The following is a 14,924-nucleotide window of genomic DNA, read 5'->3' as shown; positions in this document are numbered from 1 at the left end:
CTGCCGTGGATGGTGCCGGGTACGGATGAAATCGGTCAGGCAACCGCCGAGGAAATGCAGAAACACTCGCTGGTACTGTGGCCGTTCCACGGCGTGTTCGGCAGCGGTCCCTCCCTCGACGAAGCATTTGGCTTGATAGATACCGCAGAAAAATCCGCCGAAGTTTTAGTCAAAATCTATTCGATGGGCGGTATGAAGCAGACCATCACACGTGAAGAGCTGGTAGCACTGGCTAAACGCTTTGGCGTGACCCCGCTGGCCAGCGCCGTAGAGCTGTACTGATACCTGCCAACTCAACGCCGGATGCGGCTTCGCTTTATCCGGCCTACATGACGATGCACGTTTCACCGTCGGCCCGATAAGCGTAATGCCACCGGGCACCAGGGATTTTTTTTAAGGAGAATAGTGATGAGCTTTATGTTGGCACTGCCAAAAATTAGCCTGCATGGCGCCGGCGCGATTGCCGATATGGTGAATCTCGTGGCGAATAAACAATGGGGCAAAGCGCTGATCGTCACCGATGGTCAGCTGGTGAAGCTGGGCCTGCTGGATAGCCTGTTTGCCGCACTGGATGAACATCAAATGTCTTACCACCTGTTTGATGAGGTGTTCCCGAATCCGACAGAAGAGCTGGTACAGAAAGGTTTTACGGCATATCAGGGGGCAGAATGTGACTACATTATCGCCTTCGGCGGCGGCAGCCCGATCGATACCGCCAAAGCGGTGAAGATCCTGACCGCCAACCCTGGCCCTTCTACCGCTTACTCCGGCGTGGGCAAAGTGAAAAATGCGGGCGTGCCGCTGGTTGCCATCAATACCACTGCTGGTACAGCAGCAGAGATGACCAGCAACGCGGTCATTATCGACTCTGTCCGCAAGGTCAAAGAAGTGATCATCGACCCGAACATCATCCCAGATATCGCCGTGGATGACGCCAGCGTGATGCTGGAAATCCCAGCCTCCGTTACCGCCGCAACCGGTATGGATGCCCTGACTCACGCGGTGGAAGCCTATGTTTCCGTTGGCGCGCATCCGCTCACCGACGCCAACGCCCTGGAAGCAATTCGCCTGATCAACCTGTGGCTACCGAAAGCGGTCGACGATGGTCATAACCTCGAGGCCCGTGAGCAAATGGCGTTTGGTCAGTATCTGGCGGGTATGGCATTCAACAGCGCAGGTCTGGGTCTGGTGCATGCGCTGGCACACCAGCCAGGCGCGACCCATAATCTGCCGCACGGCGTCTGCAACGCCATCCTGCTGCCGATCATCGAAAACTTTAACCGCCCGAACGCCGTGGCGCGTTTTGCCCGAGTGGCGCAGGCGATGGGAGTGGACACCCGCGGGATGAGCGACGAAGCGGCAAGCATGGAGGCCATCACCGCGATTCGTGCCCTGAGCAAGCGTGTAGGTATTCCGGCTGGTTTTAGTTCCCTTGGCGTGACGAAAGAGGATATTGAAGGCTGGCTGGATAAAGCGTTGGCCGATCCATGTGCGCCGTGTAACCCACGCACCGCCAGCCGCGACGAGGTCCGCGAGCTGTATCTGGAGGCGTTATGATCCGCAAGGCCTTTGTGATGCAGGTGAATGCCGACGCGCACGTTGAGTATCAACGTCGGCACAATCCCATCTGGCCAGAACTGGAAGCGGTGCTGAAAGAGCACGGTGCCCATCACTACGCGATTTATCTCGACCAGGAACGCAACCTGCTGTTCGCCACCGTCGAGATTGAGTCAGAAGAGCGCTGGAACGCCGTTGCCAGCACCGATGTTTGCCAGCGTTGGTGGAAGCATATGCGTGATGTAATGCCGGCAAATCCGGACAACAGCCCGGTCAGCGCTGAGCTAAAAGAAGTGTTTTATCTGCCTTAACCGCTCTGTTTCCTCCCCTGACGGGGGAGGAAACTTTTTCTCCCGTTAGCAGCATTGCGTTCGTTTTGTCATCCACGCCATTTCCCCACGACCCGGCACCTGCTCAGGCTTGCCGATGCTGAAAGTCTCCGGCGTCACCAAACTGGAAGATGGGACGGCATTTAACTACTCGTGTAGCTACAACCGCGCCGACAAGTTCAAAATCAAAAATAACTGGGTGGGAAAATAAAAGCCTGATGACCAGGCTCTAAGAAAAAGCGCCTGAATCCAGGCGCCTGAGAACGGAAAATCAGAAGAAGTATTTGAAACGGAGACGCGCACCGTAACGGTCGTCGTCGTCGGTATAATTCTCCGGATTGCTGTTATCGCTGTTAATCATCGAATAATAAGCGCCGAGATAAATATTAAAGTTCTGCATATCCATCACGTTCGGAATTAAATAAGACGCATGAATGGTATGAATATCGTAAGTGCCCTCATTGTAGAACCAGTCATTATCATCGTGATCGATCAGACCGTTAAATTCGTCGATCTTGTTATGAGCATAGATATAGCCCAGTTCAAAGCGCTTCCACAGAGCGTTGGCCGCCGCCGTAAAATCTTTTTCGTTATCCGCATCGAGATAAGCGGTGTTCAGGTTAAACACCAGGCCATTTTCCGGATCGGCTTTCAGACCGTTCCAGGTCATCGTCATACCGTAACCGGTACGATCGGACTGATCGACAAACTTGCCTGATAGCGGATCGGTATATCCATAGGCGTTATTGATAACGTTCGATTCCATGGCCGCAGAAATCGTCAGCGCATCCACCGGTGTCCAGGCGACGACCGGGCGCAGATAAGCCACGTTTTTCTCCTGCGACATTTCACGACCATGATAGCGGCTATCCTGATAAAGCGAGGTACCATCTTCCAGCAGGGTATTTAACTCGAAATACCAGTTATCGAGCTGTTTGCTCATCAGGAAGCTGCCGCCGGAATCAGAACGGCCACGACCTTCTTTCATCATGTAGATGTAGCCGCTACCGTCATCATACAAATCGTTGGCGGTATGCCCTGAATGCTCAACAAAGGTATCCTGATTCAGCGGGAACATATCGTAAGCTTCGAAACGACCGACTTTTACTTTCCAGTCATTTTCCTGACCGAAGAAGAAAGCGGCGTCATCAAGATTGACCGAACCCGTCATGTCAGCCAGCGGTTGCGCTGAAAAACCGGCGAAATAGCCGTTATCCAGCTTACGCATACCGTCAAAGCCCAGCAGGATGCGTCCGTTCAGATCCCAGCGTTCATTAGTTGGGTCGCCCACATTCGAATTGGTTGCCGCCAGCACGCCTTTGTTGCTTTCCGCATCCATGTTGAATTCCACGTCGCCGTAGATTTTCAGATCGCCATAGCCGGAGAGCACCAGGTTAGGGGTGGTGGCGTTCTTTTTGGTCTCTTGCGCGGGCGTAGTGCCGTTGACTGGCGTATTTCCCTGAGCAACTTTAATTTCCTGGATCTCCGCAGCCTGCTGTACCTGCAATTGCTGCACCTGATTTTCCGCTTTTGCCGCGCGGTTTTCCGCAGCTTCCAGCCGAGCCTCCAGTTGTTCGAGCCGCTGTTCCAGAGTCATTTTTTGCGTTTTAGCAAAGCCATTATTTGCCACTAATAATAGACCTATTGCTAAAGCTAATGTCGATTTCTTCATTATTTGCTTTCCTTGAAATAAAGATCGTCCAACGTCTTCCGACCGGAAGACGCGCAACATGCAAATCTAAAAAATATTTTTATAGGTAATACGATACCGATGACTGAAATAAATTCAGAACATTAAAACGTGGCACCAGTGCAGGCTAATATTTATTATCATACTGATTTTATTATGTGTAACGTAGATATAATTAAGAATGTGAGGGATATAACAATAGTGCTGAAATTAACGAAAAATAATAAAAACAATTTTATATGAATAACAATAAAATATAATTAAAAATAATAAAAGCGCGAACGATAATCGCCGCGCCTTTATTTAATAAGCGTTCAATTAACTCTGCTCAGAAACCAGAATCGCCTGAGTGTCAGGCTCCAGTGCTTTAAAGATATGCGCTTGATCGGCGGGGTAACAAATATAATCGCCCTCACCTAACTCCTCCGGCGCTTCCGTCAATCCCACCATCGCCTTACCCTGCGTTACGATAATATGTTCAACCGATCCCGGTGGATGCGGTTGTGAAATACGATCCGCGCCCGGCTGCGTCAGCAGCAGATAGATATCCCGCCGCGCACCCGGTGGGCAGGCGGCCAGTAAAATGGCCTGATAGTGGGCCTGCTCAGCCACGACTTTTGTCCCTTCGCCGCGGCGAATCACCTGCGTTTTTTGCTCCTGCGGTTCCAGCAAGCGCGCAAAGGGAATATCTAACGCCACACACAGCGACCAGAGCGTTTCCAGACTAGGATTTCCATTGCCCGCTTCCAATTGCGAGAGTGTCGATTTTGCAATCCCCGCGCGACGGGCAATCTCCGCCAGCGACAAACCGGTGCGCTGACGTTCACGCACCAGACTTTTCGCGATCATACTGATGGGCTGGGTCATTCACGACTCCATGTTTTTTATATCGAACGAATTGTTCGACTTGTAAAGCCAATTGGTCGCGTTCATTATAATGGAAACTCGTTCGATATGGCTAAAACGGTATGAAACATTATTTTTCCAGTCTCAAAGGCGACACGATAAAAGCAATATTTTTAGTCTGTCTGGCCGTCGGTGTAGTCGGCATGTCATACGGCTCGCTGGCGATGGCCTACGGCTTCCCGCTGTGGGTACCGTTTGTACTCTCTATTACTGTGCTGGCGGGCGCGTCCGAGTTTATGTTTATCGGCATTATCGCCAGCGGTGGTAATCCACTGGCGGCTGCGGCTGCCGGTTTACTGGTTAACGCCCGACATGTGCCGTTCGGCGTCACCGTGCGCGATCTAGTAGGCACCCGAGCTGCCAGTTTCCTCGGCTGTCATATTATGAATGACGAAAGCGTGGTCTTTGGCCTGTCGCAAAAAACGCCTGAGCAACGTAAAGCCGCCTACTGGCTGTGCGGTCTGGGCGTCGCAATCTTCTGGCCTGTTGGCACCCTGATCGGCGCAGGCGTCGGCAAACTGCTCCCTGCCCCGGAAACCATCGGTCTGGATGCCGTCTTCCCTGCCATTCTGCTGGCTCTGGTCGTCCCGGCATTCAAAAACCGCACTACGCTGATTCGTGCCTGTAGCGGCGCCACGTTGTCGCTTGCCGCCATTCCCTTTGCGCCGGTCGGTTTACCGGTTTTGCTCTCACTCTTTGGCTTACTGACGAGGAAAAAATAATGGGCAACATGACGCTGTTTATCGTCGGTATCGCCATGTTATCTGTGGGAACGTATTTAATGCGTTTAGGGGGAGCCAAGCTTGGAAGCCGTTTAGCGTTCTCAGAACGCTCGCAGGCGCTGCTTTCCGACGCCGCAACGGTATTACTGTTCTCCGTTGCGCTGGCGACCACCTTTTACGAGGGCGAACACTTTGCCGGAATGGCGCGCGTACTCGGCGTGGCTTTTGCGGTATTTCTCGCCTGGCGTAAGATGCCGCTGATCGTGGTGATCGTTGCCGCTGCGGTGGTAACCGCGCTGTTACGAATGGTGGGTATACACTAAGAATATAATTACCCTGGCGAAATATTCATCAGGGTAATCACCTGTAGCGTTATGTGTTTTACCCCACAAAACCAGGCGCTAACTCTGCCTCAAATTGTCACTTCCCGCTGACATATTGCTGCTCATCTCTTCACCATCTCACCGTTAAAATCAAATCAAACAGTTTTTAACGGAGTCCCACCATGACAGCCCTTACAGCTAACTGCATGGACCTGAATATTCAGGGGAATAGCGTTTATGCCATCCTCAAGCAACTGGCGAATATGGCGCTTCAAAATGGCTACGTCTCTGACCGCAGCGCCTTCCTGCAAACGCTGCTGATACGCGAAAAGCTGCATTCCACCGGCTTTGGTTCGGGCATTGCCGTCCCACACGGTAAAAGCGTCTGTATCACACGCCCCTTCGTCTTGTTCGCGCGCAAATCAGAAAAAGTGGACTGGAAAGCCAGCGACGGCGAGGACGTTAACTGCTGGATCTGCCTCGGCGTGCCACAAACGGGCGAGGACGATCAGGTCAAAATTATCGGCACCCTGTGCCGCAAAATTATCCATCAAGATTTCATCAACCAACTGAAGCAAGGCGACACCGACCAGGTACTCGCCCTGCTCAATCAGACCTTAACCTCATAAGGAAGCGGCTATGGAGTCATCCTTGCGTTTAGTGGCGATTACCAACTGTCCGGCGGGTATCGCCCACACTTATATGGTGGCAGAAGCGTTGGAGCAAAAAGCGCGCTCGCTCGGCCATACGATTAAAGTCGAAACCCAGGGCTCAAGCGGCGTCGAAAACCGACTGACCAGTGAAGAAATTGCCGCTGCCGATTACGTTATTCTGGCTACAGGTCGCGGCCTGAGCGGCGAAGACCGGGCGCGTTTCGCCGGGAAAAAAGTCTATGAAATAGCCATTTCCCAGGCGCTGAAAAATATCGACCTGATTTTTACGCAGTTACCGACTCATTCACAACTTTTTGCCACTGATAGCAGCGTGAAGCTGGGAAAACAGGAGGTCCAGCACGGTAGCGTGATGAGCCACCTGATGGCTGGCGTTTCCGCCGCGCTGCCGTTTGTTATTGGCGGCGGTATTCTGGTTGCCATCGCTAATATGCTGGTACAGTTCGGTTTGCCCTATGCCGATATGTCGAAAGGTGCGCCATCGTTCACCTGGGTTGTTGAATCCATCGGCTATCTGGGCTTCACCTTTATGATCCCCATAATGGGGGCATACATCGCGTGGTCGATTGCCGATAAGCCCGCTTTTGCCCCGGCGTTTCTGGTGTGTTACCTGGCGAACGATAAAGGTCTTCTCGGCACCCAGTCCGGCGCGGGGTTTCTCGGCGCGGTCGTACTCGGGCTGGCAATTGGCTACTTTGTGCTTTGGTTTCGCAAGGTTCGGCTCGGCAAAGCGTTGCAGCCGCTGCTCGGCTCCATGCTGATCCCGTTTGTCACTTTGCTGGTGTTTGGCGTACTGACTTATTACGTCATCGGCCCGGTGATGTCCGACATCATGGGGGGGCTGCTGCACTTCCTGAACACCATTCCGCCATCAATGAAAATGGGCGCAGCCTTCCTCGTTGGCGCAATGCTGGCATTTGATATGGGCGGGCCAATCAATAAAACGGCCTGGTTCTTCTGCTTCTCACTGCTGGAAAAACATATCTATGACTGGTACGCCATCGTCGGCGTGGTGGCGCTGATGCCGCCCGTCGCGGCAGGTATCGCTACCTATTTAGCGCCGAAACTATTTACCCAGCAGGAGAAGGCCGCCGCCAGCAGTGCGATTGTGGTGGGTGCCACCGTCGCCACCGAACCGGCAATCCCATATGCGCTGGCCGCGCCGCTGCCGATGATTACCGCCAATACGCTCTCCGGTGGTATTACCGGCATGCTGGTCATCGCCTTTGGAATCAAACGTCTCGCGCCGGGTTTAGGTATCTTTGATCCGCTGATTGGCCTGATGTCGCCGGTGGGGTCATTTTACCTGGTGCTGGCTATCGGTCTGGCGCTGAACATTTCGTTAATTATCATCCTGAAAGGATTGTGGCTGAAACGTAAAGCCGCACAGCAGGAGCTTGCCCATGAACATTGAGTTACTTCAGCAGTTATGCGAAGCCAGCGCCGTCAGCGGTGATGAGCAGGAAGTTCGCACTCTTCTCATTAATGCGCTGGATTCCAGCGTCGATGAAATCACTTTTGACGGCCTCGGCAGCTTTGTCGCACGCAAGGGCAACCGTGGGCCGAAGGTTGCCATCGTCGGTCACATGGATGAAGTGGGCTTTATGGTCACGCATATCGACGAAAGCGGCTTTTTGCGCTTCACCACCATTGGCGGTTGGTGGAGCCAGTCGATGCTGAACCACCGGGTCGCCATCCGCACCCGCAAGGGCGTCAAAATCCCTGGCATAATCGGCTCCGTAGCACCGCACGCCTTAACGGAAAAGCAGAAACAGCAACCTCTGACATTTGACGAAATGTTCATCGATATTGGTGCCAACAGCCGCGAAGAAGTAGAAAAACGCGGAATTGCGATCGGTGATTTCGTTAGCCCGGAAGCCAATTTCGCTCACTGGGGCGAAGATAAGATCGTCGGCAAAGCGCTGGATAATCGTGTCGGCTGCGCCCTGATGGCCGAGCTTTTACAAACCGTGGATAACCCTGAAATTACCCTGTACGGCGTGGGCAGCGTGGAAGAAGAAGTGGGTCTACGCGGGGCGCAAACCTCAGCGGAGCATATCAAGCCCGATGTGGTGATCGTGCTGGATACTGCGGTTGCGGGCGATGTGCCCGGAATCGACAGCATTAAATACCCACTCAAGCTTGGCGAGGGCCCAGGGCTGATGCTGTTCGATAAGCGCTATTTCCCTAATCAGCAGTTGGTTGCCACATTAAAAGCGTGTGCAGAAAACAGCGGTGCGTCATTGCAGTTTTGCACCATGAAAACCGGGGCGACGGACGGTGGACGCTATAACGTTATGGGCGGCGGTCGTCCGGTGGCGGCACTATGCCTGCCGACTCGCTATCTCCACGCCAACAGCGGCATGATTTCCGCATCGGATTACGACGCGCTGTTTACGCTGGTGCGGGAACTGCTCACCTCGCTGTCGACCGAAAAGGTCCGCGCGCTTACTGACTTTCGCCGGGAGAGTTAATGCTTTCGGAACGCCAGTTAAAATTGGTGGATCTTCTTGAACAGCAGCCGTGTTTGCTGGGCGACCTGGCGCGGCAAACTGGCGTTTCAGGCAGAACCATCCTGCGTGATATTGACTACCTCAATTTTACCCTCAGCGGTAAGGCCCGCATTCAGCCCGGCGGCAGTGCGGGCTATCAGTTGGAAATTGTCGACAGACGCGGTTATTTTCAGCTTCTGCAACGCCATGATAATGATGACCGGTTGCTGGCCTTTCTTCTGCTCAATACCTTTACACCGCGTGTACAGCTGGCTTCGGCGCTCAATTTACCTGAAACTTGGGTGGCCGATCGTCTCCCACGGTTGAAGCAGCGCTATGAGCGGGCCTTTTGTCTTGCCAGCCGCCCGGGCGTCGGTCATTTCATTGATGAACCAGAAGAAAAGCGCATTATCCTGTTGGCGAATCTGCTTAAAAAAGATCCCCTCTTAATTCCACTGCCGGGTATTACCCGGGACAACATCGACAGGCTCAATGCAGCATGTGAAAAACTTAATGAATTCCCGCTCATCTCGGGAGAGTACCTGGCAAGTCTGGTGCTGGCCGTCTATGCCCTGCGTAACCAGCTCTCCGGATCATGGCCGGAGTGTCGGTATGTTTCACTGAAAAATGCGGTGGAACAAGGAGGAGTCTACCTGGGCGAGAACGCCTTCAGAACACTGATCGGCCTTCTGGAAATCAGACAACAGCAGGCAATGACAATTTCTGCCGATGCGGTGACCTTGTTGTTAAAAAGCGTTCCCGGCATCGCTGCGTTGAACGTTATCGATACCCAACTGGTTGATAATATTACCGGCCACCTGCTGAGATGCGTGTCTGCCCCGGTTTGGGTACCGGAACATCGCCAGAGCAGTATGCACAACCTGAAGTCGACCTGGCCTGCCGCCTTCGATTTGAGTCTGCGTTTTATTGCCCTGTTGCGTGAAAAACTGGATATCCCACTGTTCGATAGCGACCTCATCGGGCTTTACTTCGCCTGCGCCCTGGAGCGCCATCAAAACGAGCGCCAGCCGGTCATTTTGTTATCCGACCAGAATGCTATCGCCACCATCAACCAACAGGCCATTGAGCGAGATGTTCTGAATTGTCGGGTGATCATTGCGCGAAATACGAGTGAAGTCAGCGCCATCAGTGAAGAAATCACCCCACTGTTAATCATCAACAATAGTCACTATTTACTTGATGAATCTATAAAAAATACCTTAACCATCAAGAATATCATCACCTCTGCGGGTACCGAGCAGATTAAACACTTCCTCGCAACGGCCTTTATCCGCCAGCAGCCCGAACGTTTCTTTTTACAGCCGGGCAGCTTCCATTACGCCAATATGAAGGCTGAAAGCTGGCAGAGTATTATCGGCCGGATCTGCGGCCAGCTTGTGGCACAGAGCCATATCACCGAGGACGAAGCGCTGCGCATTTGCGCCCGGGAGCATGAAGGTGAAAACCTGATCGTGAATCGCCTGGCGATTCCTCATTGCTGGAGCGAACAGGAGCGCCGCTTTCGTGGTTTCTTTATTACCCTCGCACACCCTATTCTGGTGAATAACGAACCGGTCAGCCATGTCCTGATCGCCTGTGCCGCCGCCGAGGCGCGGCATGAGCTAAAAATCTTCAGTTATTTATCCAGCGTGCTGAGCAGCCATCCGGCAGAAACTATTGCGGGATTGAAAGACTATAACGCGTTTATCGCATTGCTCAGGCAGTGAATGCCGGAAATGAAAAAAGCGCCTCAAGGGCGCTCTTTCGACAGTACTGAGGTATCTTATTTCAGCAGTTCAGCAGTCATGTGCACGCGGTTGCCGGTGTATGCCTGAGTGATTTTATAATCGCTGGCACCTGCACGTTCAGCCTGAGCGGCAATTTTTGCTTCAGCGCTTTCCAGTGTAGAACCAGTTGCGGTAACTGTCTGAGCAGCGAAAGAACCGAAAGAAGTAGCCAGAGCGATAACTGCGACAAAAGTTTTGATGCTTTTCATGATATAAACCCTTTAACTTAGTTGTTTGATTAAGGCACCGTGCCTTGATGTGATAAATAATAGCCATCTCATCGCACAACTAAAAGCGGAAGGATTTGCCAGTCTTATTCAAATTAATTGAACACTGGTTACTCAGTTATCAGACGCTCGGGATGTGTATAAATCGTCGCCCGGCCCGGTTTGCAAAAACCCACCAGCGTCAGGTTACAGCGTTCGGCAACTTCCACAGCGAGCGTTGTCGCCGCAGAAACAGCAAACAGGATTTCCACGCCGCACATTGCCGACTTCTGCACCATCTCGTAGCTGGCGCGGCTGGAGACTAATACCGCGCCCTGCTGCCAGGTTTCCCCTTCGATCGCACGTCGTCCCAGCAGTTTATCCAGCGCAACATGACGTCCAACATCTTCATGTCCGCCCGCCAGATGACCTGACGGCTGTACCCAGGCAGCCGCGTGCGTGCAGCCTGTCAGTTGCCCAACAGGCTGGAAATCAGGGAGATGCCTTAAGGCGTTATCGAGATGCGCCAGATTGAATGTCTGGGTAAACGGCAGCGGCTGGACCGGTTTGCCAATATCATTAAGTTGTTCCACGCCACAAACACCGCAGCCAGTCCGACCGGCCAGTGCGCGACGACGCTCTTTCAACCCCATAAAGCGCCGGCTGGACAGCTCAACCTGCACTTCTAATCCGTTGCAGGAAGGCACCACGTCCATCCCGTAAATATCTTGCGAGGACTCAATAATGCCTTCAGAAAGTGAAAAACCCATCGCGAAGTGCTCAAGATCTTTCGGGGATGCCATCATCACCACGTGTGAAATCCCGTTGTATACCAGTGCCACAGGCACTTCTTCAGCTACCTCATCTGGCTGAGGATGTTGCAAGTCCTCGCGCTTCCAGAGGGTCAACTGACGAGATCCTGTCGGAGATGTCACATTCTTGATGTTTTCTTGAATAATCTTATTCACTTTCTTTTAACCGTATTGGAACACGCATACCAACATTGTGGTATTCTTTACAAACCCCTCTTGGACGGAGGGAAATTCACCCAATTCTGGACCTTTGCGGTCCCGTCCGCAAAGAAAAATAACAACCACTTCCCTCGCGTTCGCGTTATAGGAAAACGAAGGGAACGTGACAATGTCGAAACAAGGAGCGAACCATGCAGGTCAGCAGAAGGCAGTTCTTTAAGATCTGCGCTGGCGGTATGGCAGGCACCACGGCAGCGGCACTGGGCTTTGCACCCGGCGTAGCGCTAGCGGAAACACGGCAATATAAATTGCTGCGCACCCGCGAAACCCGTAACACCTGCACTTACTGTTCCGTTGGCTGTGGACTGTTAATGTACAGTCTCGGTGACGGAGCAAAAAACGCCAAAGCATCCATCTTCCATATCGAAGGGGACCCGGATCACCCGGTGAACCGTGGCGCACTGTGCCCGAAAGGGGCAGGACTTGTGGACTTCATCCACTCTGAAAGCCGCCTGAAATTCCCGGAATACCGCGCACCTGGCTCTGATAAGTGGCAACAGATTAGCTGGGATGAGGCATTTGACCGCATCGCTAAGCTGATGAAAGAAGATCGCGACGCTAACTACGTTGCACAAAACGCCGAAGGCGTAACCGTTAACCGCTGGCTTTCCACCGGGATGCTGTGTGCTTCCGCTTCCAGTAACGAAACCGGCTATTTAACACAAAAATTCTCCCGCGCGCTTGGTATGCTCGCGGTCGACAACCAGGCACGCGTCTGACACGGACCAACGGTAGCAAGTCTTGCTCCAACATTTGGTCGCGGTGCGATGACCAACCACTGGGTCGACATTAAAAACGCCAACCTCGTTGTGGTGATGGGCGGTAACGCCGCTGAAGCTCACCCGGTCGGGTTCCGCTGGGCGATGGAAGCCAAAATTCACAACGGCGCGAAACTGATTGTTATCGATCCGCGCTTTACGCGAACCGCGGCGGTGGCTGATTTCTATGCTCCGATTCGTTCCGGTACTGACATTGCTTTCCTGTCAGGCGTTTTGCTGTACCTGCTGAACAACGAAAAATTCAACCGCGAATACACTGAAGCCTATACCAACGCCAGCCTGATCGTGCGTGAGGATTACGGTTTCGAAGATGGCCTGTTTACCGGCTACGACGCGGACAAACGCAAGTATGACAAAACCAGTTGGAACTACGAACTGGATGAAAAAGGCTTCGCCAAACGCGATGTCACCCTGCAACACCCGCGCTGCGTATGGAACCTGCTGAAACAGCACGTCTCCCGCTACACGCCGGACGTCGTAGAAAATATCTGCGGTACGCCAAAGGCCGACTTCCTGAAGGTCTGTGAGTACATCGCAGAAACAAGCCGCCCAGATAAAACCGCGTCGTTCCTGTACGCACTGGGCTGGACGCAACACTCCGTTGGTGCGCAGAACATCCGCACCATGGCGATGATCCAGTTGCTGCTGGGCAATATGGGGATGGCAGGCGGCGGCGTTAACGCCCTGCGCGGACACTCTAACATTCAGGGTCTGACCGACTTAGGTCTGCTGTCACAAAGCCTGCCGGGCTACATGACGCTGCCAAGCGAGAAGCAAACTGACCTGCAAACTTACCTTGCCGCCAACACGCCAAAACCGTTGCTGGAAGGCCAGGTGAACTACTGGGGCAACTACCCGAAATTCTTCGTTTCGATGATGAAAGCCTTCTTTGGCGATAAAGCGACAGCGGAAAACAGCTGGGGCTTCGACTGGCTGCCGAAGTGGGATAAAGGGTACGACGTCCTGCAGTACTTCGAGATGATGAACCAGGGCAAAGTGAATGGCTATATCTGCCAGGGCTTTAACCCGGTCGCATCATTCCCGAATAAAAACAAGGTTGTGGCTTCACTGTCCAAACTGAAGTTCCTGGTTACCATCGACCCGCTCAACACAGAGACCTCCACCTTCTGGCAGAACCACGGTGAGTCGAACGATGTTGACCCGTCGAAAATCCAGACTGAAGTATTCCGTCTGCCGTCCACCTGCTTCGCCGAAGAGAACGGTTCTATCGTCAACTCCGGTCGCTGGCTGCAGTGGCACTGGAAAGGTGCGGATGCCCCAGGGATTGCCGTTACCGATGGTGAAATCCTCGCCGGTATCTTCCTGCGTCTGCGCAAGATGTATGCCGAGCAGGGTGGTGCGAACCCGGAACAGGTGCTGAGCATGACCTGGAACTACTCCACCCCACACGAACCGGCTTCGGAAGAAGTGGCGATGGAGAGCAACGGTAAAGCCCTGGCCGACATTATCGACCCGGCCACCGGTGCCGTTATCGTCAAGAAAGGCCAACAGCTTAGCTCGTTCGCCCAACTGCGTGACGACGGTACCACCTCCAGCGGCTGCTGGATTTTTGCCGGTAGCTGGACGCCGGAAGGCAACCAGATGGCACGCCGCGATAATGCCGATCCATCAGGCCTTGGCAATACGCTGGGCTGGGCATGGGCGTGGCCGCTCAACCGACGCATTTTGTATAACCGCGCCTCCGCTGACCCGCAGGGGAATCCGTGGGATCCAAAACGTCAGATCCTGAAATGGGACGGGGCGAAATGGAGCGGGATGGATATTCCAGACTACAGTGCCGCCGCGCCGGGCAGCAACGTTGGGCCGTTCATCATGCAGCCGGAAGGGATGGGACGCCTGTTTGCTATCGATAAGATGGCAGAAGGTCCGTTCCCGGAACACTACGAGCCGTTTGAAACGCCGCTGGGGACTAACCCGCTGCACCCGAACGTTATCTCTAACCCTGCCGCACGTATCTTTAAAGGTGACGCGGAAGCACTGGGTAAAGCGGATAAGTTCCCGTACGTCGGTACGACCTACCGTCTGACCGAGCACTTCCACTACTGGACTAAGCATGCGCTGCTTAACGCTATCGCCCAGCCGGAGCAGTTTGTGGAAATTGGCGAGAAGCTGGCGAATAAGCTCGGTATCTCTCATGGCGATACCGTCAAAGTCTCCTCTAACCGTGGCTACATTAAAGCCAAAGCGGTGGTGACTAAACGTATTCGCACGTTGAAGGCCAACGGTCAGGATATCGACACTATCGGAATCCCGATTCACTGGGGCTACGAAGGTGTGGCGAAAAAAGGCTTTATCGCTAACACGTTAACGCCATTCGTCGGTGATGCGAACACGCAGACGCCGGAATTTAAGTCCTTCCTCGTGAACGTGGAAAAGGTGTAACGGAGACGACCTATGGCTTATCAATCGC

The 14,924-nt window shown here is 53.3% G+C and carries 14 protein-coding genes; 10 read left to right on the top strand and 4 right to left on the bottom strand.

Annotation, left to right across the window (positions count from 1 at the left end):
* The 3 genes from FDW87_RS22215 to rhaM form a co-directional block, all read left to right on the top strand.
* The coding region (locus FDW87_RS22215) for a class II aldolase/adducin family protein (RefSeq protein WP_252363094.1) at positions 1–282 on the top strand (282 nt) is incomplete at its 5' end.
* Positions 283–408: 126 nt separating this feature from the next.
* Positions 409–1,557, top strand: a complete 1,149-nt coding sequence (gene fucO / locus FDW87_RS09835) for a lactaldehyde reductase (protein WP_016157887.1) — start codon at positions 409–411, stop codon at positions 1,555–1,557.
* Positions 1,554–1,868 (top strand): L-rhamnose mutarotase, encoded by a 315-nt coding sequence (gene rhaM, locus FDW87_RS09830; protein WP_016155195.1) that lies wholly within the window; start codon positions 1,554–1,556, stop codon positions 1,866–1,868. Before fucO ends, rhaM begins: the two co-directional genes overlap by 4 nt.
* Before the next feature lie 289 nt (positions 1,869–2,157).
* On the opposite strand, the gene FDW87_RS09825 is transcribed toward rhaM, so the two are convergent.
* Together FDW87_RS09825 and FDW87_RS09820 are read right to left on the bottom strand one after the other, a co-directional pair.
* On the bottom strand, positions 2,158–3,558 hold the full coding sequence (locus FDW87_RS09825; protein WP_080859891.1) for a carbohydrate porin: 1,401 nt from the start codon (positions 3,556–3,558) through the stop codon (positions 2,158–2,160).
* Positions 3,559–3,894: 336 nt separating this feature from the next.
* Entirely contained in the window at positions 3,895–4,443 is a 549-nt protein-coding gene (locus tag FDW87_RS09820; RefSeq protein ID WP_016155192.1) for a helix-turn-helix domain-containing protein, read from the bottom strand.
* Between the two features lie 101 nt (positions 4,444–4,544).
* Between FDW87_RS09820 and FDW87_RS09815 the strand changes: the two genes are divergently transcribed.
* From FDW87_RS09815 to FDW87_RS09790, 6 genes are all read left to right on the top strand, one after another.
* On the top strand, positions 4,545–5,204 hold the full coding sequence (locus FDW87_RS09815; protein ID WP_016155191.1) for an AzlC family ABC transporter permease: 660 nt from the start codon (positions 4,545–4,547) through the stop codon (positions 5,202–5,204).
* Positions 5,204–5,527 carry an AzlD domain-containing protein gene (locus tag FDW87_RS09810; RefSeq protein WP_016157884.1) on the top strand — a complete coding sequence of 108 codons (324 nt, stop codon included), beginning with the start codon at positions 5,204–5,206 and terminating at the stop codon, positions 5,525–5,527. The genes FDW87_RS09815 and FDW87_RS09810 overlap by 1 nt, the downstream gene beginning before the upstream one ends.
* A gap of 182 nt (positions 5,528–5,709) precedes the next feature.
* The gene (locus tag FDW87_RS09805) at positions 5,710–6,156 is read left to right on the top strand and encodes a PTS fructose transporter subunit IIA (protein WP_137379695.1); all 447 of its coding nucleotides are present in this window, start codon (positions 5,710–5,712) and stop codon (positions 6,154–6,156) included.
* 10 nt (positions 6,157–6,166) lie between these two features.
* Complete coding sequence (locus tag FDW87_RS09800; protein ID WP_047357775.1) at positions 6,167–7,612, top strand: PTS fructose-like transporter subunit IIBC; 1,446 nt, start codon at positions 6,167–6,169, stop codon at positions 7,610–7,612.
* Positions 7,602–8,672, top strand: coding sequence for an aminopeptidase (locus FDW87_RS09795; RefSeq protein ID WP_049269661.1), 1,071 nt, complete (start codon positions 7,602–7,604; stop codon positions 8,670–8,672). The genes FDW87_RS09800 and FDW87_RS09795 overlap by 11 nt, the downstream gene beginning before the upstream one ends.
* The gene (locus tag FDW87_RS09790) at positions 8,672–10,417 is read left to right on the top strand and encodes a putative frv operon regulatory protein (protein ID WP_094169174.1); all 1,746 of its coding nucleotides are present in this window, start codon (positions 8,672–8,674) and stop codon (positions 10,415–10,417) included. Before FDW87_RS09795 ends, FDW87_RS09790 begins: the two co-directional genes overlap by 1 nt.
* 56 nt (positions 10,418–10,473) lie before the next feature.
* On the opposite strand, the gene FDW87_RS09785 is transcribed toward FDW87_RS09790, so the two are convergent.
* Together FDW87_RS09785 and fdhD are read right to left on the bottom strand one after the other, a co-directional pair.
* Complete coding sequence (locus tag FDW87_RS09785) at positions 10,474–10,686, bottom strand: DUF1471 domain-containing protein (RefSeq protein ID WP_003825262.1); 213 nt, start codon at positions 10,684–10,686, stop codon at positions 10,474–10,476.
* A gap of 128 nt (positions 10,687–10,814) precedes the next feature.
* Complete coding sequence (gene fdhD / locus FDW87_RS09780; protein WP_049040549.1) at positions 10,815–11,651, bottom strand: formate dehydrogenase accessory sulfurtransferase FdhD; 837 nt, start codon at positions 11,649–11,651, stop codon at positions 10,815–10,817.
* A gap of 194 nt (positions 11,652–11,845) precedes the next feature.
* Here fdhD and fdnG point away from each other — a divergent pair, with 194 nt between their 5' ends.
* Positions 11,846–14,896, top strand: coding sequence for a formate dehydrogenase-N subunit alpha (gene fdnG, locus FDW87_RS09775; protein WP_088583081.1), 3,051 nt, complete (start codon positions 11,846–11,848; stop codon positions 14,894–14,896).
* The last annotated feature ends 28 nt before the right edge of the window (positions 14,897–14,924 follow it).

The organism is Citrobacter sp. wls826 (assembly GCF_005281245.1).
Taxonomy (GTDB): domain Bacteria; phylum Pseudomonadota; class Gammaproteobacteria; order Enterobacterales; family Enterobacteriaceae; genus Citrobacter; species Citrobacter braakii.
The sequence above is the reverse complement of the archived record's forward strand: the minus strand, read 5'-3'. Positions and strand labels throughout refer to the sequence as shown.

Bases quoted from the DNA above. Each gene is read 5' to 3' on its own strand.
- rhaM (WP_016155195.1), top strand. From the start codon at position 1,554: ATGATCCGCAAGGCCTTTGTGATGCAGGTGAATGCCGACGCGCACGTT.
- FDW87_RS09800 (WP_047357775.1), top strand. From the start codon at position 6,167: ATGGAGTCATCCTTGCGTTTAGTGGCGATTACCAACTGTCCGGCGGGT.
- FDW87_RS09815 (WP_016155191.1), top strand. From the start codon at position 4,545: ATGAAACATTATTTTTCCAGTCTCAAAGGCGACACGATAAAAGCAATA.
- FDW87_RS09805 (WP_137379695.1), top strand. From the start codon at position 5,710: ATGACAGCCCTTACAGCTAACTGCATGGACCTGAATATTCAGGGGAAT.
- FDW87_RS09795 (WP_049269661.1), top strand. From the start codon at position 7,602: ATGAACATTGAGTTACTTCAGCAGTTATGCGAAGCCAGCGCCGTCAGC.
- FDW87_RS09810 (WP_016157884.1), top strand. From the start codon at position 5,204: ATGGGCAACATGACGCTGTTTATCGTCGGTATCGCCATGTTATCTGTG.
- FDW87_RS09825 (WP_080859891.1), bottom strand. From the start codon at position 3,558: ATGAAGAAATCGACATTAGCTTTAGCAATAGGTCTATTATTAGTGGCA.
- FDW87_RS09790 (WP_094169174.1), top strand. From the start codon at position 8,672: ATGCTTTCGGAACGCCAGTTAAAATTGGTGGATCTTCTTGAACAGCAG.
- FDW87_RS09820 (WP_016155192.1), bottom strand. From the start codon at position 4,443: ATGACCCAGCCCATCAGTATGATCGCGAAAAGTCTGGTGCGTGAACGT.
- FDW87_RS09785 (WP_003825262.1), bottom strand. From the start codon at position 10,686: ATGAAAAGCATCAAAACTTTTGTCGCAGTTATCGCTCTGGCTACTTCT.
- fucO (WP_016157887.1), top strand. From the start codon at position 409: ATGAGCTTTATGTTGGCACTGCCAAAAATTAGCCTGCATGGCGCCGGC.